The organism is Bradyrhizobium sp. USDA 327, from assembly GCF_041262065.1.
Lineage (GTDB): Bacteria > Pseudomonadota > Alphaproteobacteria > Rhizobiales > Xanthobacteraceae > Bradyrhizobium > Bradyrhizobium liaoningense.
The window spans coordinates 1424494-1444683 of sequence record NZ_JBGCCW010000001.1; the positions used below are offsets into that span (position 1 = coordinate 1424494).

Annotated in this window: 15 protein-coding genes and 1 pseudogene; 6 read left to right on the forward strand and 10 right to left on the reverse strand. The window is 64.9% G+C overall.

The genetic code is table 11. From position 1 onward, the window contains the following. Nucleotides 1-6: 6 nt before the first annotated feature. The 10 genes from ABIA42_RS06495 to ABIA42_RS06540 all read right to left on the reverse strand — a co-directional run bounded on the left by ABIA42_RS06495 (nt 7) and on the right by ABIA42_RS06540 (nt 12068). Nucleotides 7-1518: an ABC transporter substrate-binding protein gene (locus ABIA42_RS06495; protein WP_370114793.1), complete on the reverse strand. Its 1512-nt coding sequence runs from the start codon at nt 1516-1518 to the stop codon at nt 7-9. Nucleotides 1519-1535: 17 nt separating this feature from the next. Continuing rightward, nucleotides 1536-2645 carry an ABC transporter ATP-binding protein gene (locus ABIA42_RS06500; RefSeq protein ID WP_271529954.1) on the reverse strand — a complete coding sequence of 370 codons (1110 nt, stop codon included), beginning with the start codon at nt 2643-2645 and terminating at the stop codon, nt 1536-1538. Between the two features lie 175 nt (nt 2646-2820). Next, the gene (locus tag ABIA42_RS06505) at nt 2821-3810 is read right to left on the reverse strand and encodes an ABC transporter ATP-binding protein (RefSeq protein ID WP_370114791.1); all 990 of its coding nucleotides are present in this window, start codon (nt 3808-3810) and stop codon (nt 2821-2823) included. Further along, nucleotides 3807-4517, reverse strand: coding sequence for a DUF1028 domain-containing protein (locus ABIA42_RS06510; protein ID WP_370114789.1), 711 nt, complete (start codon nt 4515-4517; stop codon nt 3807-3809). The genes ABIA42_RS06505 and ABIA42_RS06510 overlap by 4 nt, the downstream gene beginning before the upstream one ends. Before the next feature lie 9 nt (nt 4518-4526). Then, entirely contained in the window at nt 4527-6332 is a 1806-nt protein-coding gene (locus ABIA42_RS06515) for a gamma-glutamyltransferase family protein (RefSeq protein WP_370114787.1), read from the reverse strand. 86 nt (nt 6333-6418) lie between these two features. Continuing rightward, nucleotides 6419-7408, reverse strand: coding sequence for an ABC transporter ATP-binding protein (locus ABIA42_RS06520; protein WP_239622209.1), 990 nt, complete (start codon nt 7406-7408; stop codon nt 6419-6421). Continuing rightward, entirely contained in the window at nt 7405-8391 is a 987-nt protein-coding gene (locus ABIA42_RS06525; RefSeq protein ID WP_271529949.1) for an ABC transporter ATP-binding protein, read from the reverse strand. The genes ABIA42_RS06520 and ABIA42_RS06525 overlap by 4 nt, the downstream gene beginning before the upstream one ends. Before the next feature lie 13 nt (nt 8392-8404). Then, nucleotides 8405-9376, reverse strand: a complete 972-nt coding sequence (locus ABIA42_RS06530) for an ABC transporter permease (RefSeq protein WP_370114785.1) — start codon at nt 9374-9376, stop codon at nt 8405-8407. An 11-nt stretch (nt 9377-9387) separates the two neighbouring features. Then, complete coding sequence (locus tag ABIA42_RS06535; RefSeq protein ID WP_028178267.1) at nt 9388-10368, reverse strand: ABC transporter permease; 981 nt, start codon at nt 10366-10368, stop codon at nt 9388-9390. Between the two features lie 104 nt (nt 10369-10472). Continuing rightward, nucleotides 10473-12068: an ABC transporter substrate-binding protein gene (locus ABIA42_RS06540; protein WP_271529947.1), complete on the reverse strand. Its 1596-nt coding sequence runs from the start codon at nt 12066-12068 to the stop codon at nt 10473-10475. Between the two features lie 304 nt (nt 12069-12372). Between ABIA42_RS06540 and ABIA42_RS06545 the strand changes: the two genes are divergently transcribed. From ABIA42_RS06545 to ABIA42_RS06570, 6 genes and pseudogenes are all read left to right on the forward strand, one after another. Further along, complete coding sequence (locus ABIA42_RS06545; protein WP_028178265.1) at nt 12373-12630, forward strand: DUF6489 family protein; 258 nt, start codon at nt 12373-12375, stop codon at nt 12628-12630. Beyond that, on the forward strand, nt 12630-13430 hold the full coding sequence (locus ABIA42_RS06550) for a triacylglycerol lipase (RefSeq protein ID WP_271529946.1): 801 nt from the start codon (nt 12630-12632) through the stop codon (nt 13428-13430). The genes ABIA42_RS06545 and ABIA42_RS06550 overlap by 1 nt, the downstream gene beginning before the upstream one ends. A 47-nt stretch (nt 13431-13477) precedes the next feature. After that, nucleotides 13478-15029, forward strand: a pseudogene (locus ABIA42_RS06555) (wax ester/triacylglycerol synthase family O-acyltransferase). Nucleotides 15030-15038: 9 nt separating this feature from the next. Further along, nucleotides 15039-16034, forward strand: coding sequence for an alpha/beta fold hydrolase (locus ABIA42_RS06560; protein WP_370123619.1), 996 nt, complete (start codon nt 15039-15041; stop codon nt 16032-16034). 115 nt (nt 16035-16149) lie between these two features. Then, a complete protein-coding gene (locus ABIA42_RS06565; RefSeq protein WP_370114779.1) occupies nt 16150-19386 on the forward strand; it encodes a bifunctional cytochrome P450/NADPH--P450 reductase in 3237 nt (1078 codons plus the stop codon). A gap of 128 nt (nt 19387-19514) precedes the next feature. Next, nucleotides 19515-20189 carry a spermidine synthase gene (locus tag ABIA42_RS06570; RefSeq protein WP_370114777.1) on the forward strand — a complete coding sequence of 225 codons (675 nt, stop codon included), beginning with the start codon at nt 19515-19517 and terminating at the stop codon, nt 20187-20189. The last annotated feature ends 1 nt before the right edge of the window (nt 20190 follow it).

A 20190-nucleotide genomic window follows, 5' to 3' on the forward strand; every position in this document is an offset into this window, starting at 1 on the left:
GATCTATCACTTGAACTTCAGCCCGACCACGCGCACGAGGCCATCGGGCATCTGCCGGTAACCCTCGAGCTTCTTGGTGTGCGCGATCAGGAGCGTGCGATGATAGATATAGATGATCGGCAGGTCCTCGAGCAGGATCTTGGCCAGCTTGGCGTAGATCGCCTTGCGCTCGTCGACGTTCGCTGTCGCTCGCCCCTCTTCCATCAGCTTGTCGGCCTCGGGGTTGGAATAGCCTCCGTCATTCTGCGGCGCCTTGCTGCGCATGAAGATGTAGGAATTGCCGTCGGGATCGATCCGGCCGCTCCAGTTGATCTGGAAGACCTGGAACTCGCCGGCCTGGGCCTGCTTGAAGGTGGTCGCAAATTCGACCGCGCGGATCTTGATGTCGAAGCCGGCTTCCGCCGCCATCGACTGGACGACCTGGGCGACGGCCTCGTTCTCCGCGCCCTTCGGGATCATGTAATCCACCGTCACCGGCAGGGTGACGCCCGCTTCCTTCAGGAGCGCCTTGGCCTTGGCAACGTCGCGGCCGCGAACCGGGAATGCCTTCTGGTAATAGGGATGCGTCGGGCTGACCCACTGATTGCCCGGGGTGAATTCTCCGTTGAACACGACCTGGTTGAGCGCCTCGCGATCGATGGACAGATCGAGCGCCTGCCGGACTTTGGCCGACTGGCTCAGCGGGCCCTTGTTCTTGTCGTTACCGATGTTGATGGTCAGGCCGAGATAGCCAAGTTCCGGCGCGGTCGACAATACGAGCCGGGAATCGGCGCGGACGTCCTTGATGTCGGTGGCGAGCACGCGCTCGATCAGGTCGAGCGCGCCGGATTTCAGATTGGCGAGGCGCACGGTGGCATCGACGATCGGCTGGAACACGACGCGGTCGATGTGGATGTTGTCCTTGTTCCAGTAGTCGGCGAATTTCTCGAACACCATGCGGTCCTGCTGGACGCGCTCGACGAATTTGTAGGGACCGGCGCAGACCGGATGCAGGCCGAACTTGTCACCGGCCTCCTTCGCAGCCTTGGGCGAGACCATCATGCCGGAGCGGTCGGTGAGCTGGGCGATCAGCGGCGAGTAGGGCGTTTTCAGCACCAGCTTGATGGTGAGAGGATCGACCACCTCGACATGGTCGACGCTGGCGAGCTCGGACTTGCGGAACGAGGTCGGCAGCGTCATGTGACGCTCGATCGAGAATTTCGCGGCTTCCGCGTTCAGCGGTTCGCCGTCGTGGAATTTGACGCCCGGCCGAAGCTTGATCGTCATGGCCTTGCCGTCGGCCGATGTCTCGTAGGACAACGCCAGCTGTGGCACGATGTTGAGCTTCTCGTCGATGTCGAACAGCTTGTCACAGAACGCGGAGAAGACGATACGGCCGACATAAGTGCGGCCGATGCTGGGATCGAGGATGTCGGGGTCCTCGGCGATGCCGATGCGAAGCGTGGTCTGCGCCTGGGCGGTGCCCGCGAGCGACGTCAGCAATGCCGACGCCAGGATTGTCAAACGCACAAAGCTCATCGTTCTCAACCTCTGTTTCACGGCGTTGTGGGGGCCGCCCCCAATGAACGAACCCCGCCGCCGCGTGCTGCTTCCGGCCCGCCGCTGAAGGCTGCGACCAGTTTTTCCAGGACCGGCGAGAAGCCGCCGTCCATTGGGACGATCGCCTCCGAGGAGGGCAGTTCCGATGTTCGGTGGCAGGCCGTTGCATGTCCGATGCCATCCGCGACGAGTCGAGGCATTTCGCTGCGGCAGCGATCGACCACATAAGGGCAGCGGGTGTGAAAGCGGCATCCCGGTGGCGGATTGAGCGCGCTGGGGATCTCTCCCTGCAGCACAATCCGGCTGCTCTTTGCCCGCGGTTTAGGCACGGGGATCGCGGACAGCAGCGCCCGGCTGTAGGGATGGTGCGGTGCGGCGAACAGCGCGTCCGCCTCCGCGGTCTCGACGATCTGGCCGAGATTCATCACCGCGACGTGGTCGGCGATGTGCTTGACCACGGCCAGGTCGTGCGAAACGAAAATGTAGGCAAGGCCGAGCCGGTCCTGCAGCTCGCGCAGCAAGTTCAGGATCTGCGAGCGGATCGAGACGTCGAGCGCCGAGACCGGCTCGTCGCAGATGATCAGCTTCGGCTCGACCGCGAGCGCGCGCGCGATGGCGATGCGCTGGCGCTGACCGCCGGAGAACTCATGCGGATAGCGCCGTGCCAGCCGCGGCTCGAGCCCGACCAGCCGCAGCAGCTCGGCGACGCGCTCGGATCGTCGCGGTGCCGGAACGAGATCGTGCAGCGCCAGCGGCTCGGTCAGGATCTGGCCGATCGTCATGCGCGGATTGAGCGAGGCATAAGGATCCTGGAAGATGATCTGGGCTTTACGCCGGAAGGCGCGCAAGCCGTTGGCGTCGAGCGAGAGCAGATCGCGGCCCTCGAAGCGAACCGTGCCGGCGTCCGGCTCGATCAGCCGCAAGACCAGGCGGCTGACAGTGGATTTGCCGCAACCGGACTCGCCGACCAGCGCCAGCGTCTTGCCGGCGTCGAGCGAGAACGAAACGCCATCGACGGCCTTGACGTGCGCCAATGCGCGGCCGAACAGCGAGCGCTCGGCGACGAAATGCTTGACCAGGCCTTCGACCTCGAGGAGAGCGCTCATTGCTTCTGCACCCCGCAAGTACCGATCTCGTGTCCCGGGCGCGGCTCAGCACGAAGTGTTGCGACGCTGAACCGGGACCCAGATTGCCGCCACATGGGCCCCGGTTCAGCAGCACACCACCGCGCTGCGCTTGTGCTGCGCTGCGCCCGGGGCACGAGAAGGGAGAACGAGGCCATCACGACACCAACAGTTCAAGCGGAGCGCGGATGCAGCGCGAGAGGTGGCCGGGGCTGACCTCGACCAGTGGCGGCGGCGCGTTGGTGCAGGCATCCAGCACGAACGGGCAGCGTGCGGCGAAGCGGCAACCGGCGGGCGGCTGCGCCATGTTCGGGACCATGCCTTCGATCGTCGCAAGCCGCTCGGCCCGATGGTCGAGCCGCGGGATCGAGCCGAGCAGACCGACCGTATAAGGATGCTGCGGCGCCGAGAACAGCTCGTCCACCGGCGCACGTTCGACGATCTCGCCGGCATACATCACCGCCACCTCGTCGCAGACCTCGGCGACGACGCCGAGATCATGGGTGATCAGGATGATCGCGGCGCCGCTCGCCGCTTTCAACTCGCGCATCAATTCCAGGATCTGGGCCTGCAGGGTGACGTCGAGCGCGGTCGTCGGCTCGTCGGCGATGAGGAGGCGCGGGTCGCAGGCCAGCGCCATCGCGATCATGACGCGCTGGCGCATGCCGCCTGAGAGCTTGTGCGGATACTCGTCGATGCGCCGCTCGGGCGATGGGATGTGGACGCGGCGCAGCAGTTCGATTGCGCGCTCGCGCGCACTCTTCCGCGAGCCGCCGCGATGGCGCAGGATCGTTTCGATGATCTGGTCGCCGATCGTGAAACTCGGGTTGAGTGAGGTCATCGGCTCCTGGAAGATCATCGCCAGCCGGTTGCCGCGGAGGTCGCGCAGCGTCTGGTCGGGAGTCTTCAGCAGATCGAAACCGTCGAAGCGGATCGCGCCTGATATCTCCGCGCTCTGCTTCGGCAAGAGGCCCATGATGGCCAGCGAGGTCACGCTCTTGCCGCAGCCGGATTCGCCCACGAGGCCGAGCGTGGAGCCATGGGCGACACTGAGATCGACGCTGTCGACGGCGTGGGTGATACGGCCGTCGTCGCCGTGAAAGCGGATGCGCAGATCCCTGATCTCGATGAGGGGGCTCGGGCTCATGACCGCCTTGCCCGCGCTGCTGCGATGCTGGCGTCGATGGCGCTGCGATCGGTGTTGCCGGCCGGGTTCTGCCGCGTCGGCATGGAGGCGCGGAAGTGCACCCAGAGCTCGTGGCTGACCTCTTCGAGCCGCTCGAGCTCGCTCAGCGGATCGGGATGATCGTCGGCGCGAATGTCGAGCGCCGGCCATTCCTCCTCACCGTGGATCAGTAGCGCGGCGGACTGCTTGCCGCGCTTGTCCCCGCCGGCGGCTTCACCCGCGCGCATCGCCGCGAGCAGGCGGCGCGGGAAGGGGAGGCTGTCATTGGCGATGTAGGTCTTTGCCGTCTCGTCGAGCACGTCGGCGCAGGCGAGCATGTTGCCCGCGATCGAGAAGCCGCTGCCTGCGATGTGGCCGCACCAGTCGACACAATCGCGCCCTGTATGCGCGGCGATCTCGCCGCTGGCATCCATGATGTGGATCTGGCGGCTTTCGCGGCCTTCGTCGGTCGCGAGCAGGGTGGCGAGTACGTCGTGTGCGTTCAAACCTTCGCGCAACAGCTTGACGCCGTCGATGCCGTAATAGGGGTTGACGAAGGCCTGCGTTGCGATGGCGCCGACACCGGCGGCAATGTAGGGGACGCGCGCGCCGACGGCGAAGAAGCGGGTCGCTACCGCAATGCCAAACTGGCCGGTGGCAGGGTCTTGCGCGATGATCGACCAGGTCATGTGCTGCCTTCAGCGTCCTGCGGCATAGCCCTGCATGCCGCGCGGATTGGCGGCGGCACGGCGGCGCACGCCCACGCGCGAGGCCGCAGTGAGGCGGCCTTCCGACCAGTCGGGACCGACCTCGACGATATGACCGCGCTCGCGCAGGTTCTCGATCGTCGCCTTCGGCACGCGGTTCTCGACCACGAGCACGCCGGGGCGCGCGGTGCGCGGCCAGAACGAGATCGGGAAGTGCTCGGAGTGCCAGGCCGGCGCGTCGATTGCCTCCTGGAGGTTCAGATTGCAATGGACGTGGCGCAGGAAGAACTGCGTGATCCACTGGTCCTGCTGGTCGCCGCCCGGCGAGCCCCAGGCGAGGTACGGCTCGCCATCGCGCAATGCCATGGTCGGCGACAGCGTCGTGCGTGGCCGCTTGCCCGGCGCGAGCGCGGCGGGATGGCCTTCCTCCAGCCAGAACATCTGGGCGCGGCTGCCGAGGCAGAAGCCGAGCTCCGGAATGATCGGCGAGGATTGCAGCCATCCGCCCGATGGCGTCGAGGACACCATGTTGCCGGCCTTGTCGATGATGTCGAAATGCACGGTGTCGCCGCGCACCTCGCCGAAGCGCCCCACCGTCGGCTCGCCGGCACCGAGCGCGCCGACGGCCTCGCGCTGGCCCTCGGCGCGGCGCAGCTTGACCTCGCCGCCAAAGCCTTCGACCGAGCCGGGGAGGAGATCGAGCGACGCCTTGTCGGTGATGAGCTTACGCCGCTCGTCATTGTAGGCATCAGACAACAGCGTCCCGATCGGAATCTCGTTGAACTTGGGATCGCCATAGAATTTCTCGCGGTCGGCGAAGGCAAGCTTGGCGCATTCGATCTGGAGATGAATGAACTCCGGCCCGGTCGGATCGAGCCCGTCGAGCGCAAAGCCCTTGAGCAGCGCGAGCTGCTGGAGCGTGACAGGGCCCTGGCTCCAGACGCCGGCCTTGCAGACGGTGTAGCGGCCATAGTCGTAAGTGAGCGGCGCCTCGACCGTCGGCTGCCAGCGCGCCATGTCGTCGGCCGAGAGCACGCCGCGATGCGGCGAGCCGCTGACGTCCATCACCTCCTGCGTCCGGCAGAACCTGTCGATGGCTTCCGCAACGAAGCCATGCGACCAGGCTTTGCGTGCGCGCTCGATCTCGGCGTCGCGGCCGCCGCCGCCGCGCTCGGCTTCGCTGAGGATGCGGGCGTAGGTTTCGGCCAGCGTCTTGTTGGTGAAGAGCGTGCCGGGCTTCGGCACGTCACCGTGCGGAAGATACACCGCGGCCGAGGTCGGCCAATGCTTGCGGAACAGCTGCTCGACGGTCTGGATCGTGGCGCAGGCGCGTTCGACCAGCGGATAGCCGTCGCGTGCGTAGGAGATCGCCGGCTCCAGCACGTCGCGCACGCGCATCGTGCCGTAGTCTCGCAGCAGCATCATCCAAGATTCGAAGGTGCCGGGAACGCAGGCCGCGAGCAGGCCGGTGCCGGGAACCATGTCGAGGCCTTCGCTTCTGTAATGTGCGATGGTGGCGCGCGCGGGTGCCGGGCCCTGACCGCAGATCACCTCGGTGCGGCCGCGCTTCACGTCGTGGACGATGATGGGTACGTCGCCGCCGGGACCGTTCAAATGCGGCTCGACCACCTGGAGCGTGAAGGCGGTGGCAACGCCGGCATCGAAAGCATTCCCGCCCTTTTCCAGAATGGCCATGCCGACGGCCGTCGCAATCCAGTGCGTGGTGGCGACGACCCCGAACGTGCCTTCGATCTCGGGCCTCGTCGTGAACGGATCGGGATTGATATTGCTGCCCATGAACTTCACCACCTTATTTCCGGCGCGCGCAATTGATCACAGGGCCACGTCGCCGCCAAATGCGAAGGCTGCATGGCACGCGCGCGTCACGCCGGGACCGGTGCGGTGTTGACGGCGTGGCAGGCGACGCCGTCGATCAGTTCCGGGGTCTCCTTGCGGCAGAGATCGAACGCGAGCGGACAGCGTGGATTGAAGGCGCAGCCCGGGGGCGGGTTGATCGGGTTCGGGATCTCGCCCTTGACCGGAATGCGCTGGCGGCCGCTCATGGCAAGATCGGGCACCGCGCCCAGCAGCATCTTGGTGTAGGGCATGCGCGGGCGGGCAAACAACTCGCGTCCTTCCGCGATCTCGACGATGCGGCCGAGATACATCACGCCGACGCGGCTCGCCATGTGGCGGACCACGGCGAGATTGTGGCTGATGAACATGTAGGTCAGGCCGAACTTGTCCTGGAGGTCGCGCATCAGGTTGAGGATCTGCGCCTGCACCGAGACGTCGAGCGCCGAGGTCGGTTCGTCGCAGACGATGAACTCGGCATCGGAGGCGAGCGCGCGCGCGATCGCGATGCGCTGGCGCTGGCCGCCGGAAAACTCGTGCGGAAACTTCAGCCGGTCGTCGGGATGCAGGCCGACGAGGCTGAGCAGCTCGCCGACGCGGGCCTGGATGTCACGCTCGCCCTGGATCAGGTCGAAGGCGCGGATCGGCTCGGAGATGATGGCATCCACGCGGAAGCGCGGGTTCAGGCTTGCATAGGGATCCTGGAAGATCATCTGGATGCGGCGGCGCAGCTTTCGCCGCGCCGGCGCCTGCCGCGGATCCGTCATCGAGACGCCATCGATCAGGACGTCGCCGGAACTTGGCGGCAGCAGGCCAACGACCATCCGCGCCACCGTGGTCTTGCCGGAGCCGGATTCTCCGACCAGAGCAAACGTCTCGCCCTTTCTGATATCGAAAGTGACGCCATCCACCGCCTTGAGGTATTCGAGGTGGCCACCTTCGAGCACGCGGTTGAGCCAGGGTTTCGAGACGTCGAAAACGCGGCGCAGATTTGTGGCCTGGACGAAGGGAGCGCTCATGCCGCGCTCTCCGCCGGCACATTGTCATAGAGATGGCACGCGACCGATTGCGCGCCGCGCGGCAGCGGCTCCGGCCGCTCGACCCGGCAGCGATCGAAGGCGAAGGCGCAGCGCGGATTGAACGAGCAACCACGCGGGATCGCTGACAGCCGCGGCATGGAGCCGGGAATCTGCACGAGGCGCTTGTCCTCGCCCGCAAGCGTCGGGATCGCGCCCATCAGGCCCTTGGCGTAGGGATGCAGCGGGTTCCTCACGACATCCTGCACCGGGCCGATCTCCGCGATGCGACCGGCATACATCACCGCGACGCGGTCCGAGGTCTCCGCGATCACGCCCATGTCGTGAGTCACCAGCATCACCGCGGTGCCATGGTCACGCCCGAGCCGCTTGATCAGCGAGATGATCTGGGCCTGCACGGAAACATCGAGCGCGGTGGTCGGCTCGTCCGCGATGATCAACTCCGGCTCGGCGCAGATCGCAAGCGCAATCACCACGCGCTGGCGCATGCCGCCGGAGAACTCGTGCGGATAGCCGTCGATCCGCTTTTCGGGTGCGGGAATGCCGACCTCGGCGAGCAGGTCGATGGCGCGGCGGCGCGCCGCCTGCTCCGACAGATTGAGGTGCGTCCGGATCGTCTCCACGATCTGGTCGCCGACCTTGTACAGCGGATTGAGGGAGGTGAGGGGATCCTGGAAGATCATTCCGATGCGCTTGCCCCTGATACGACGCATCTGCTCCGGCGGCAGATTGTCGATGCGCAGGCCCGCGAGACGAATCTCGCCGCCGGCGATGCGGCCGGGCGGATCGATCAGGCCGATTACCGAGAGGCCGGTGACGGACTTGCCGGCGCCCGACTCGCCGACGACGCCGAGCACCTCGCCCTTGGCGATGTCGAAGGAGACGTCGTCGATGGCGCGCAACGTGCCTCGGCGGGAGGCGAACTCCACCTGGAGGTTGCGCACGGAGAGAACGGGTTCGGTCATGGGCGAGGCGTACTCATCGAAGCTTCGGGTTGAGCGCGTCGCGCAGCCAGTCGCCGAGCAGGTTGATGGAGAGGATCAGGGCGGCGAGCGCAAAACCGGGGAAGGCGACGATCCACCATTCGCCGGCGAACAGATAGTTGTTGCCGATGCGGATCAGCGTGCCGAGCGATGGCATGGTGTCGGGCAGACCGACGCCGAGGAAGGAGAGCGTCGCCTCGGTGATGATGGCGAGCGCGAGGTTGATCGTGGCGATGACCAGGATCGGGCCCATCGTGTTCGGCAGCACATGCCGCAGCATGATCTTCGGCGCAGGCAGGCCGATCAACTGCGCGGCAGCCACGTAGTCCTTGTTCTTCTCGACCATCACGGAGCCGCGCACCGTCCGCGCGTACCCCACCCAGAAGCTCAGGCCGATCGAGATCACCAGCACGACAAGCATGCTGGTGGCGTCGAGCCGGTTGCCCAGGATCGATTTCGCGATGCCGTTGACCAGCAGCGCGATCAGGATGGCGGGGAAGGTGAGTTGCACGTCGGCGATCCGCATGATGACGCCGTCGACTGCGCCGCCGAAATATCCGGCGATCAGGCCGAGCGCGATGCCGAGCGCGCCGGCGAAGATCACTCCGGCGACGCCGACGGCGAGCGAGATGCGCATGCCATAGAGAATGGCAGAGAACACATCGCGGCCCTGCTCGTCGGTGCCGAGCAGGAACGGGCTCTGACCGTCGGCGGTCCACAGCGGCGAGATCCGCGAATTCATCAATTGCAGCTGCGCCGGATCGAACGGGTTCTGCACCGCGAACACGGATGCAAAGATCGCGAGCAGGAAGAACAAGACCGTGATGGCCGCCGCCACCATGGTGAGCTTGGAACGCCGGAAAGAATAAAAGAGATCGCTGTCGAGCGCGCGCCTGAACCAGTTCTGGGCGGCGTGTGCAGGCTGGGCGCCCTGCTTGTCGGAACTGGAGACGACTGCGTCGGACATGCAGGGCTGCCTTATGCGGCGCGACCGATGGTCGAGCGCAGGCGCGGATCGACCACGGTATAGAGAATGTCGACCACCAGATTGATGGTGACGAAGATCAGCGAGACCATCAGCAGGTAGGCGGCCATGATCGGGATATCGACATTTTGCACGGCCTGGACGAACAGAAGTCCCATGCCCGGCCACTGGAACACGGTTTCGGTGATGATGGAAAATGCAATAACCGAGCCAAACTGAAGTCCGGCCACCGTGATCACCGGAATCAGCGTGTTCTTCAGCGCGTGGCCGAAATGGATGGCACGGGTGGTCAGTCCCCGGGCACGGGCGAAGCGGATATAGTCGGTCCGCAGCACTTCCAGCATCTCCGCGCGCACCAGCCGCATGATCAGGGTCATCTGGAACAGGCCGAGCGTGATCGAGGGCATGATCAGTGCCTTCAGCCCGGACAGCGTGAGCAGGCCCGTCGTCCACCAGCCGAGCTTGACCACCTCGCCGCGGCCGAACGAGGGCAACCAGCCCAATGTCACCGCGAACAGATAGATCAGGAGAATGCCGATCAGGAAAGTCGGCAGCGAGATGCCTACAAGCGAAACGGCCTGGAATAGTTTCGCCAGCACGGTGTCGCGTTTGAGCGCCGAATAGACGCCCATCAGGATGCCGAACACCATCGCGAAGACGGTCGCGCAGATTGCAAGCTCCAGTGTCGCGGGCATACGCTCCATCAACAGCGCCGAGACCGGCTGGCGGAACTGGTAGGAAACGCCGAACTTGAACTGCGCTGCATCGGCGAAATAACGCACGAACTGCACCGGCACGGGATCATCGAGGCCGAGCGACTTGCGCACGATCGCCCGCTCGGCCGCCGAGGTGTCGATCGAGACGATCTGGTTCACGGGGTCGCCGGCGAAGCGGAACATCGAGAACGCGATGATGCCGACGGCGAACATGACGCCGATGGCCTGAACGGCGCGGCGAAGAGTGAAAGCGAGCATGCCTTCCACTGTCCTTGGGTGTGCGTGCGGCCGACGTCTTTGCCAGCCGGAAAAGGAATGGTCCCGGACGCCTCACGCGACCGGGACCTTGTGTTCAACTGACGCTATTCCTTCTTGGTCGCCCAGTGGAACATGACCAGATTGTCGGCGCGCTGCGGCAGGTTGACCTTTTTCGATACGCCCCATGCCAGCGCCTGCTGGTGCAGCGGAATGTAGGCCCAGTCCTTCATGCCGATTTCGTAGGCCTGCTTGATCAGCTGGTTGCGCTTGGCGGTGTCGGTCTCGACCAGCACCTTGTCGGTGATGGCGTCGAACTCCTTGTTGCAGTAGCCGCCGAGATTGGCCTCGCCGCGCGAGGATTTCGCATCGTCGCGGCAGCCCATGATGTCGTAGAGCACGTTATGGGAATCCATGGTGCTCGGCGTCCAGCCCAGCAGGTAGAACGAGGTCTGGTAGCCGCCTTGCTTGAGCACCTTGGCGAAGTACTGCGCCTTCGGCTGCGCCAGCAGGTTGATCTTGACGCCGATGCGCGCGAGCATGCCGACGACGGCCTGGCAGATCGCTGCGTCGTTGACGTAACGATCGTTCGGGCAGTCCATGGTGACCTCGAAACCGTCGGGGTAACCGGCCTCGGTCAGGAGCTTCTTGGCGCCGTCAGGATCGAATTTCGGCCGCGTGAACTCCTTCGACAGCGCGAACAATTCAGGTGCGATCATCAGAGCCGACGGCGTCGACAGGCCGCGCATCACGCGCGTCTTGATCAGCTCGATGTCGATGGCCTTGTAGAAGGCTTCGCGGACGCGGGCGTCCTTGAAGGGGTTCTTGCCCTTGATGTTGGAATAGAGCAGCTCGTCGCGAGTTTGGTCAAAGCCGATGAAGATCGTGCGCAGCTCCGGTCCCTTCAGCACCTGGGCATTCGGGCTGGAATCGACGCGGGAGATGTCCTGGATCGGCACCGGCTCGATGACGTCGACTTCGCCCGACAGCAGCGCGGCGACGCGGGTGGCGTCAGAGGCGATCGGGGTGAAGATGATCTCCTTCAAATTGCCTTCGACCTTGCCCCAGTAGTTGGGGTTGGCCTTGAACACCGTCTTCACGCCGGGTTGATGGCTTTCGATGATGAAGGGACCGGTGCCGTTCTCGTGCAGCGAGGCGTAGCTCGGCGTGGTCGCCGCCACCGGCGTCGGATCGACGACGTTGTTCGCCTCGGCCCACTTCTTGTCCATGATGTACCAGACATCCCACGACGAATGCAGGATGGGATTGGGCGAGGGCAGGATGAAATCGACGGTGTAGTCGTCGACCTTGACCACCTTGACGTCGGGCGCAAGGCGGGTCTGCATGTTGGACCCCTTCTTGCGGACGCGGTCGGCGGAGAACAGCACGTCGTCGGCGGTGAAGGGATCGCCGTTGTGGAATTTCACGCCCTTGCGCAAATGGAAGCGCCAGCGGGTAGGCTCCGGCGTTTCCCAGCTTTCCGCCAGTGCGGGAATGATCTTGAGGTCCTTGTCGCGCGCGGTGAGACCCTGATAGACGTGGCCAAGATGGGCGTGGGTGGTGCTCTCGTTCAGGGTGTAGGGATCGAGCGACTTCAGGTCACCCTGGTTGGCATAACGTAGCGTCTGGCTTGACGCCGGCGAGACTGCCAACGCAAGCGTACCGGCGAGCGCCGCCGCAAACAGACTTTGACCGATTGACATTCTTGACCCTCTCCGCACTGCCACGCCGGTGATTTTTGATTGTTCGGCGGGGCTGATTGATCCATGTTGCCCAGAGTTATCGACCCGTGCAAGCGCCATTCCAGCAAGGAACGCGCCAAGTTGCACCGCTGTGCAGCAATGCTGACGGTGTCACCGGGCATGGAGGACCATGTCTTTCGACTTTGGTTGACCATGCCGGCTGATTGCCGGACGGAGCATGTCGCGCCGGCATCAGGTCGCTTGCGTTGCACCACAACTCGCGGCGATACTCAGACAGGCCGCTCGAATCTCATCTGGAGGGGACATGAAGGTTAACATCGAAATCGACTGCACCCCCCTCGAGGCTCGCCAGTTCTTCGGTCTGCCGGACGTGGCGCCGATGCAGGCGGCGGTGATGGACAAGTTGCAGCAGCAGGTTCTCAGCAACATCGAGAAGGTCTCGCCGGAATCCCTGATCCAGAGCTGGTTCACCTTCGATCCCAAGATCGCCGAGCGGTTTCAGGACATGTTCGTCACGATGGCCGGCCTCGGCGGCTCTCGCAGCGGCGACAAGAAGAAATAATGTCGCCCGGGCCGGACGGGCCGCTGGAGTCGGGCCGGCTTCGTCCGCCAGGTCTCGGCCTGCTGCTGGCCGAAGCCCGTGGACTGTTCGAATTGAATGCGAGCCTGCTGCTGTCGCCGCTCCTGATGCGCGCGCCGAGGGGCGACGGCCATCCGGTGCTGGCGCTGCCGGGCTTTCTCGCCAGCGACCTCTCGATGGTGCCGATGCGGCGCTATCTCAGCGAGCTCGGTTATGAGGCACATGCCTGGCGGATGGGCCGCAATCTCGGCGGGCTCGGGCGGATGCGGGATTCGCTGCGCACCCGCCTGACCGAAATCCATGCCGAGAGCGGACGCAAGGTCAGCCTGGTCGGGTGGAGCCTCGGCGGCGTCTATGCCCGCGATCTCGCGCTTTGGGCACCCGACAAGGTCCGCTACGTCATCACGCTCGGCAGCCCTTTTGCCAACGACGTGCGGGCGACCAACGCCACGCGGCTTTACGAGGCGCTGTCAGGCGAGCGGGTCGAGGATTTTGCCGAAGCGCGCGAGGCGATCGCCGGCGATCTGCCGGTGCCGACGACGTCGATCTATTCGCGCGCTGACGGCGTCGTGAACTGGCGGACCTGCCTGCTTCGTCCCTCCGCGCGTGCCGAGAACATCGAGGTGCATTTGGCGAGCCACATCGGGCTCGGGGTGAACCCCGCGGCGCTGTGGGCCGTGGCGGATCGCCTTGCGCAACCGGAGGGGGAATTCCGGCCATTTGACCGGGCAGGGCCGTTTGCCATTGCATATGCCCCGCCGGAACAGGCAGTATCGGCCTGACGAGAAGCGCCGTCCAAGGCGCCCGTCAGATCTTGCGGGAGGGAACCATGGCCGACGGGAAGAAGCTGTCGTCGCTGGACGCGTCGTTTCTCTATCTGGAAACGCCGGAGATGCCGATGCATGTCGGGAGCATGGCGATCTTCCGCCTGCCCGACGACTACAAGGGCGACTTCTTCGAAGACTTCAAGGCGATGATCGTCTCGCGCCTGCACATCGCGCCGATCCTCAAGGCGCGGCTGGAGAAGGCGCCGCTCGACATCGATCATCCCTCCTGGGTCGAGGACGACCAGTTCGACATCGACCGTCACATCTTTCGCGCCAGCCTGCCGCAACCGCGCGACCGCGCCACGCTCGAACGTATCGTCGGCTGGATGCACGCCAAGCTCCTGAACCGCGCCCGCCCGCTCTGGGAGTTCTACGTGTTCGAGGGCATGAAGGACAATGAGGTCGGGCTCTATTCCAAGATGCATCATGCCGCGATCGACGGCGGCGCCGGTGCTGCGCTGACCAACATGATCTACGATATCTCGCCGATCCCGCGGAAGGTCGAGCCGCCGACGCCAGGAGCGAAGCCCGCTCAGGAGCCGCCGTGACATCGCCGCGAACCTGCTCGATTCGTATCAGCAGCTCTTCTCTCAACCGCTCGACGCTTCGCAGACCGCGAAGAACCTGCAATTGCCGCGCACCGGCAAGAGCGACATCGGCTCGATCCTGTTCGACAACGCGATGTACCAGATCGAGAGCGCGGTGCGCTTCGCCGGCAACATCCCGACCGTGCTGAAGAGCGTCTCCGACGTGCTCGGCAAGGTCGCCGATCCCAAGTCGCGCGAGAGCCTCGCCAGCATGGTGTCGCCGCCGACCATGCTCAACAAGACGATCTCGTCGGAGCGCAGCTTTGCCGGCGTGTCGATCTCGCTCTCGCGCGCCAAGGCGTTGGCCAAGCAGGCCGGCGGCAAGCTCAACGACGTGGTGCTGGCGCTCGCCTCCGGCGTGGTCCGGCGCTACCTCCTGCAATATGGCACGCTGCCGGCGAAATCCTTGACCGCCGCCGTGCCGATCTCGCTGCGCGAGGAAGGCAACACGGAGGCCAACAACCAGGTGTTCGGCATGATCTGCTCGATCGCGACCAACATCGAGGATCCCAAGGCGCGGCTGGAGGCCATCATCGCGCAATCGACCAAGTCCAAGGAGATGTCGCATCCCTTGCGCGCCCTGATGCCGCAGGTCTCCAACATCTCCATGCTGGGCGCGCCGATCATGGTGCAGATCCTGGCGCTGCTCTACAGCCGCTCCAACCTGTCGGACGTGCTGCCGCCGGCCGCCAACATCACGGTGTCCAACGTGCCCGGGCCGCGGCAGACGCTCTATGCCGCCGGCGCCGAGCTGTTGCATATCTTCCCAGTATCGATCTCGACGCACGGGCAGGCCCTCAACATCACCGTGCAGAGCTATCGCGACCAGCTCGACTTCGGTTTCATCGTCGGCGCCAACATCATTCCGCATGTGCAGGTGATGTGCGATATGCTGCCGGGCGAGTTTGCCGCGCTGGAGGCCGCCTATGCGCCGCCGGCCGCCGACATCAAGGGCGCGGCGGAATAGGAAGCCATGATGATTGAAATGCCGCCGCTCAAGTTCGCACAGACGAACGGAATCCGCATGGGCTATTACGAGGCGGGCCCAACCGATGACAGACCGCCGCTCGTGCTCTGTCACGGCTGGCCTGAGCTCGCCTTCTCCTGGCGCCACCAGATCAAGGCGCTGAGCGAGGCCGGCATTCGGGTCATCGCGCCCGACCAGCGCGGCTATGGCGCGACCGACCGGCCCGAGCCGGTCGAGGAATATGATATGGAGCATTTGACCGGCGATCTCGTCGGGCTGCTCGATCACCTGAATATCGACAAGGCGATCTTCCTGGGCCACGACTGGGGCGGCTTCGTCGTCTGGCAGATGCCGATGCGTCACCCCTCGCGCGTCGCCGGCGTCGTCGGCGTCAACACGCCGCATTGGGACCGCGCGCCGATCGACCCGATCGCGCTGTTCCGCCAGCGCTTCGGCGACCAGATGTACATCGTCCAATTCCAGGACCCCGCACGCGAGCCGGACAGGATCTTTGGCAGCCGCGTCGAGCAGACCTTCGACGCCTTCATGCGCAAGCCGCTGCCGCGGCCGGCGGCGAAACCGGAGGAGCCGCCGATCGCGGGCGTAGGCGCCTCGTCAAAGACCAATCTGGCGTTTCCGCAGATGATCGCGGCCTATGATGCCAAGGTGGATCCGCGCACGCCGATCCTGTCGGCGGAGGAGAAGAAAGTGTTCGTCGACACGTTCACGAAAACCGGCTTCACCGGCGGCATCAACTGGTATCGCAATTTTACGCGCAATTGGGAGCGCGCGAAGGGATTGGATCATCACATCCACGTCCCGTCGTTGATGATCATGGCCGAGAACGATGCTGTGCTGCCGCCCTCGGCGGCCGACGGCATGGAAAGGCTGATCGCCGACCTCGAGAAGTACCTCGTGAAGGACAGCGGCCATTGGACGCAGCAGGAGAAGCCGGAAGAGGTCAGCGCCAAGCTGATCGAATGGCGTAGAAGGCGGTTTGGGTGACGACGCAGTCGTCATCCCGGGGCGATGCATAGCATCGAACCCGGGATCTCGAGATTCCGGGCCTGGTCCTTCGGACCATCCCGGAATGACGCAGGGCGAGGGGGAAGCACTTTTCATGTCATCCAAGAATCGTCTGGACCCGATCCCGCACCCGCCGACCAAGCCGGTGATCGGCAACATGCTGTCGCTGGATTCGTCCGCCCCCGTGCAGCACCTGACGCGGCTCGCCAAGGAGCTGGGTCCGATCTTCTGGCTCGACATGATGGGATCGCCGATCGTTGTCGTCTCCGGCCACGATCTCGTCGACGAGCTCTCCGACGAGAAGCGGTTCGACAAGACGGTGCGCGGTGCACTGCGGCGCGTGCGCGCGGTCGGCGGCGACGGCCTGTTCACGGCTGACACCAACGAGCCGAATTGGAGCAAGGCGCACAACATCCTGCTCCAGCCCTTCGGTAACCGCGCCATGCAGTCCTACCACGGAAGCATGGTCGACATCGCCGAGCAGCTGGTCCAGAAATGGGAACGGCTCAACGCCGATGACGAGATCGACGTCGTCCACGACATGACCGCGCTGACGCTGGACACGATCGGCCTGTGCGGCTTCGACTATCGCTTCAATTCGTTCTACCGGCGCGACTACCATCCCTTCGTCGAATCGCTGGTGCGCTCGCTCGAAACCATCATGATGACGCGCGGCCTGCCGTTCGAGCAGCTCTGGATGCAGAAGCGCCGCAGAACGCTCGCCGAAGACGTCGCCTTCATGAACAAGATGGTCGACGAGATCATCGCCGAGCGCCGCAAGATCGCGGAGGGCATCGACGACAAGAAGGACATGCTCGCGGCGATGATGACCGGCGTCGACCGCGCGACCGGCGAGCAGCTCGACGACGTCAATATCCGCTACCAGATCAACACGTTCCTGATCGCGGGCCACGAGACCACCAGCGGCCTGTTGTCCTACACGCTCTATGCGCTGCTCAAGCACCCCGACATTCTCAAGAAAGCCTATGACGAGGTCGATCGCGTCTTCGGCCCCGATGTCAATGCGAAGCCAACCTATCAGCAGGTGACGCAGCTCACCTATATCACGCAGATCCTGAAAGAGGCGCTGCGGCTATGGCCGCCGGCGCCGGCCTACGGCATCTCGCCGCTCAAGGACGAGACCATCGGTGGCGGCAGGTACAAGCTCAGAAAGGGCACTTTCACCACCATCCTGGTGACCGCGCTGCATCGCGATCCCTCTGTCTGGGGGGCGAACCCGGACGTGTTCGATCCCGAGAATTTCAGCCGCGAGGCGGAGGCCAAGCGGCCGATCAATGCCTGGAAGCCGTTCGGCAACGGCCAGCGCGCCTGCATCGGCCGTGGCTTCGCGATGCACGAGGCCGCGCTCGCGCTCGGCATGATCCTCCAGCGCTTCAAGCTGATCGACCACCAGCGCTATCAGATGCACCTGAAGGAAACCCTGACGATCAAGCCGGAGGGCTTCAAGATCAAGGTGCGTCCGCGCGCCGATCGCGAGCGTGGCGCCTACGGCGGGCCCGTTGCCGCGACGGTTTCGATTCCGAAGACGCCGCGTCAGCCGACCGCGCGCCCGGGCCATAACACACCGATGCTGGTGCTCTACGGCTCCAATCTCGGCACGGCCGAAGAACTGGCGACACGCATGGCGGACCTCGCCGAGATCAACGGCTTTGCCGTGCATCTCGGGCCGCTCGACGACTATGTCGGCAAGCTGCCGCAAGAGGGTGGCGTGCTGATCATCTGCGCTTCCTATAACGGCGCGCCGCCCGACAATGCGACGCAGTTCGTCAAATGGCTTGGCAACGACCTGCCGAAGGATGCCTTTGCCGGCGTGCGCTATGCCGTGTTCGGCTGCGGCAACAGCGATTGGGCCGCGACCTACCAGTCGGTGCCGCGCTTCATCGACGAGCAATTGTCGGCCCATGGCGCGCGGGCGGTCTATCCACGCGGCGAGGGCGATGCGCGTGGCGATCTCGACGGCCAGTTTCAGAAATGGTTTCCGGCGGCGGCCCAGGTCGCGACCAAGGAGTTCGGCATCGACTGGAATTTCACCCGCACGGCGGAGGACGATCCGCTCTACGCGATCGAGCCGGTGGCCGTGACCGCCGTCAACACCATCGTCGCTCAGGGCGGCGCGGTGGCGATGAAGGTGCTAGTCAATGACGAGCTCCAGAACAAGAGTGGCCCGCATCCGTCCGAGCGCTCGACGCGCCACATCGAGGTGCAGTTGCCGTCCGACGTCACCTACCGCGTCGGCGACCATCTTAGCGTCGTTCCGCGCAACGATCCGACGCTGGTGGATTCGGTGGCCCGCCGCTTCGGCTTCCTGCCCGCCGACCAGATCAGATTGCAGGTCGCCGAAGGCCGGCGTGCGCAATTGCCGGTCGGCGAGGCCGTGTCGGTCGGCCGTCTGCTCAGCGAGTTCGTCGAACTCCAGCAGGTCGCGACGCGCAAGCAGATCCAGATCATGGCGGAGCACACCCGGTGCCCTGTGACCAAGCCGAAGCTGCTGGGCTTCGTCGGCGAGGAGGCGGAGCCGCTCGAGCGCTACCGCTCCGAGATCTTGGCCAGGCGCAAATCGGTGTTCGACCTGCTGCTCGACTATCCAGCCTGCGAATTGCCGTTCCACGTCTACCTCGAGATGCTTTCGCTGCTGGCGCCGCGCTATTACTCGATCTCCTCGTCGCCGTCGGTCGATCCGGCGCGTTGCAGCATCACGGTCGGCGTGGTCGAGGGGCCGGCCGCCTCGGGCCGTGGCGTCTACAAAGGCATCTGCTCCAACTACCTCGCCAATCGACGGGCGGGTGATGTGATCTACGCGACGGTGCGCGAGACCAAGGCGGGCTTCCGGCTGCCCGATGATCCCTCCGTGCCGATCATCATGATCGGCCCCGGTACGGGGCTTGCGCCGTTCCGCGGCTTCCTCCAGGAGCGCGCCGCGCGCAAGGCGAGGGGAGCCGTCCTCGGGCCGGCCATGCTGTTCTTCGGCTGTCGCCATCCCGACCAGGATTTTCTCTATGCCGACGAGCTGAAGGCACTGGCGGCAGGCGGCATCGCCGAGCTCTTCACGGCATTCTCGCGCGCGGATGGACCGAAGACCTATGTGCAGCATGTGCTCGCCGCACGGAAGGACAAGGTTTGGCCATTGATCGAGCAGGGCGCCATCATCTATGTCTGCGGCGATGGCGGCAGGATGGAGCCCGATGTGAAGGCGGCGCTCGCCGCAATCCATCGCGAGAAGAGCGGGAGCGACGCGGCCGCGAGTGCCCGGTGGATCGAGGAGATGGGCGCGAAGAACCGGTATGTGCTGGACGTCTGGGCGGGCGGATAGGCGGAGCTCACCCTTGTAGCCCGGATGAGCGAAGCGACATCCGGGATTCCACAGCACCAGCGATCCCGGGTGTCGCTTCGCTCACCCGGGCTACGAGCCTGCGCAGCAAATCATGTTAAACGTCTCCCATGATTCCCTGGGAAAAGATCGACACCGCCAAAATCCCCGGCTCCGACGAGGAACTTCGCCTGATGCGGCGGGGCAAGGAGTTTTCCATCAAGCTCGGCAGCAACGAGCTGATGAACAATCGCCTGTCGGGCTCGGAGGCCGCGCTCGCGACGCTCGCGGCGAAACAGATCGAGAAGGTCGCAAGACCCGTCATTCTCATTGGTGGCCTCGGCATGGGGTTTACACTGCGTGCGGCGCTCGCTGTGCTCGGAACCAAGGCGAAGATCATTGTCGCCGAGCTCGTGCCCGCGGTCGTCTCCTGGGCGCGAGGCCCGATGGCGGAGGTTTTTGGCGACAGTCTCGATGATGCCAGGGTGAGCATCCGCGAAACTGACGTCGGCGAGATTATCCGCGCGCAACGGGCGGCGTTCGATGCCATTCTCCTCGACGTCGACAACGGGCCGGAAGGGCTGACGCGAAAAGGCAACGATGCCCTCTATAGCGCGAGCGGGTTGAAGACGGCGAAGACAGCGCTGCGTCCTGGCGGCGTGCTCGCCGTGTGGTCGTCGGGCCCCAACCCGGCCTTCACCAAGCGGCTCCGTACCGCCGGCTTCGACGTCAACGAGGTCAACGTCCGCGCCACTGGCAGAGGCGGCGGCGCGCGCCACGTGATCTGGATCGCGCGGAAGAACTAAA

What these genes read in the sequence shown, in the direction of transcription:
- ABIA42_RS06495 (WP_370114793.1), bottom strand. Translation starts at nt 1,518, where the DNA reads ATGAGCTTTGTGCGTTTGACAATCCTGGCGTCGGCATTGCTGACGTCG.
- ABIA42_RS06500 (WP_271529954.1), bottom strand. Translation starts at nt 2,645, where the DNA reads ATGAGCGCTCTCCTCGAGGTCGAAGGCCTGGTCAAGCATTTCGTCGCC.
- ABIA42_RS06505 (WP_370114791.1), bottom strand. Translation starts at nt 3,810, where the DNA reads ATGAGCCCGAGCCCCCTCATCGAGATCAGGGATCTGCGCATCCGCTTT.
- ABIA42_RS06510 (WP_370114789.1), bottom strand. Translation starts at nt 4,517, where the DNA reads ATGACCTGGTCGATCATCGCGCAAGACCCTGCCACCGGCCAGTTTGGC.
- ABIA42_RS06515 (WP_370114787.1), bottom strand. Translation starts at nt 6,332, where the DNA reads ATGGGCAGCAATATCAATCCCGATCCGTTCACGACGAGGCCCGAGATC.
- ABIA42_RS06520 (WP_239622209.1), bottom strand. Translation starts at nt 7,408, where the DNA reads ATGAGCGCTCCCTTCGTCCAGGCCACAAATCTGCGCCGCGTTTTCGAC.
- ABIA42_RS06525 (WP_271529949.1), bottom strand. Translation starts at nt 8,391, where the DNA reads ATGACCGAACCCGTTCTCTCCGTGCGCAACCTCCAGGTGGAGTTCGCC.
- ABIA42_RS06530 (WP_370114785.1), bottom strand. Translation starts at nt 9,376, where the DNA reads ATGTCCGACGCAGTCGTCTCCAGTTCCGACAAGCAGGGCGCCCAGCCT.
- ABIA42_RS06535 (WP_028178267.1), bottom strand. Translation starts at nt 10,368, where the DNA reads ATGCTCGCTTTCACTCTTCGCCGCGCCGTTCAGGCCATCGGCGTCATG.
- ABIA42_RS06540 (WP_271529947.1), bottom strand. Translation starts at nt 12,068, where the DNA reads ATGTCAATCGGTCAAAGTCTGTTTGCGGCGGCGCTCGCCGGTACGCTT.
- ABIA42_RS06545 (WP_028178265.1), top strand. Translation starts at nt 12,373, where the DNA reads ATGAAGGTTAACATCGAAATCGACTGCACCCCCCTCGAGGCTCGCCAG.
- ABIA42_RS06550 (WP_271529946.1), top strand. Translation starts at nt 12,630, where the DNA reads ATGTCGCCCGGGCCGGACGGGCCGCTGGAGTCGGGCCGGCTTCGTCCG.
- ABIA42_RS06560 (WP_370123619.1), top strand. Translation starts at nt 15,039, where the DNA reads ATGATTGAAATGCCGCCGCTCAAGTTCGCACAGACGAACGGAATCCGC.
- ABIA42_RS06565 (WP_370114779.1), top strand. Translation starts at nt 16,150, where the DNA reads ATGTCATCCAAGAATCGTCTGGACCCGATCCCGCACCCGCCGACCAAG.
- ABIA42_RS06570 (WP_370114777.1), top strand. Translation starts at nt 19,515, where the DNA reads ATGATTCCCTGGGAAAAGATCGACACCGCCAAAATCCCCGGCTCCGAC.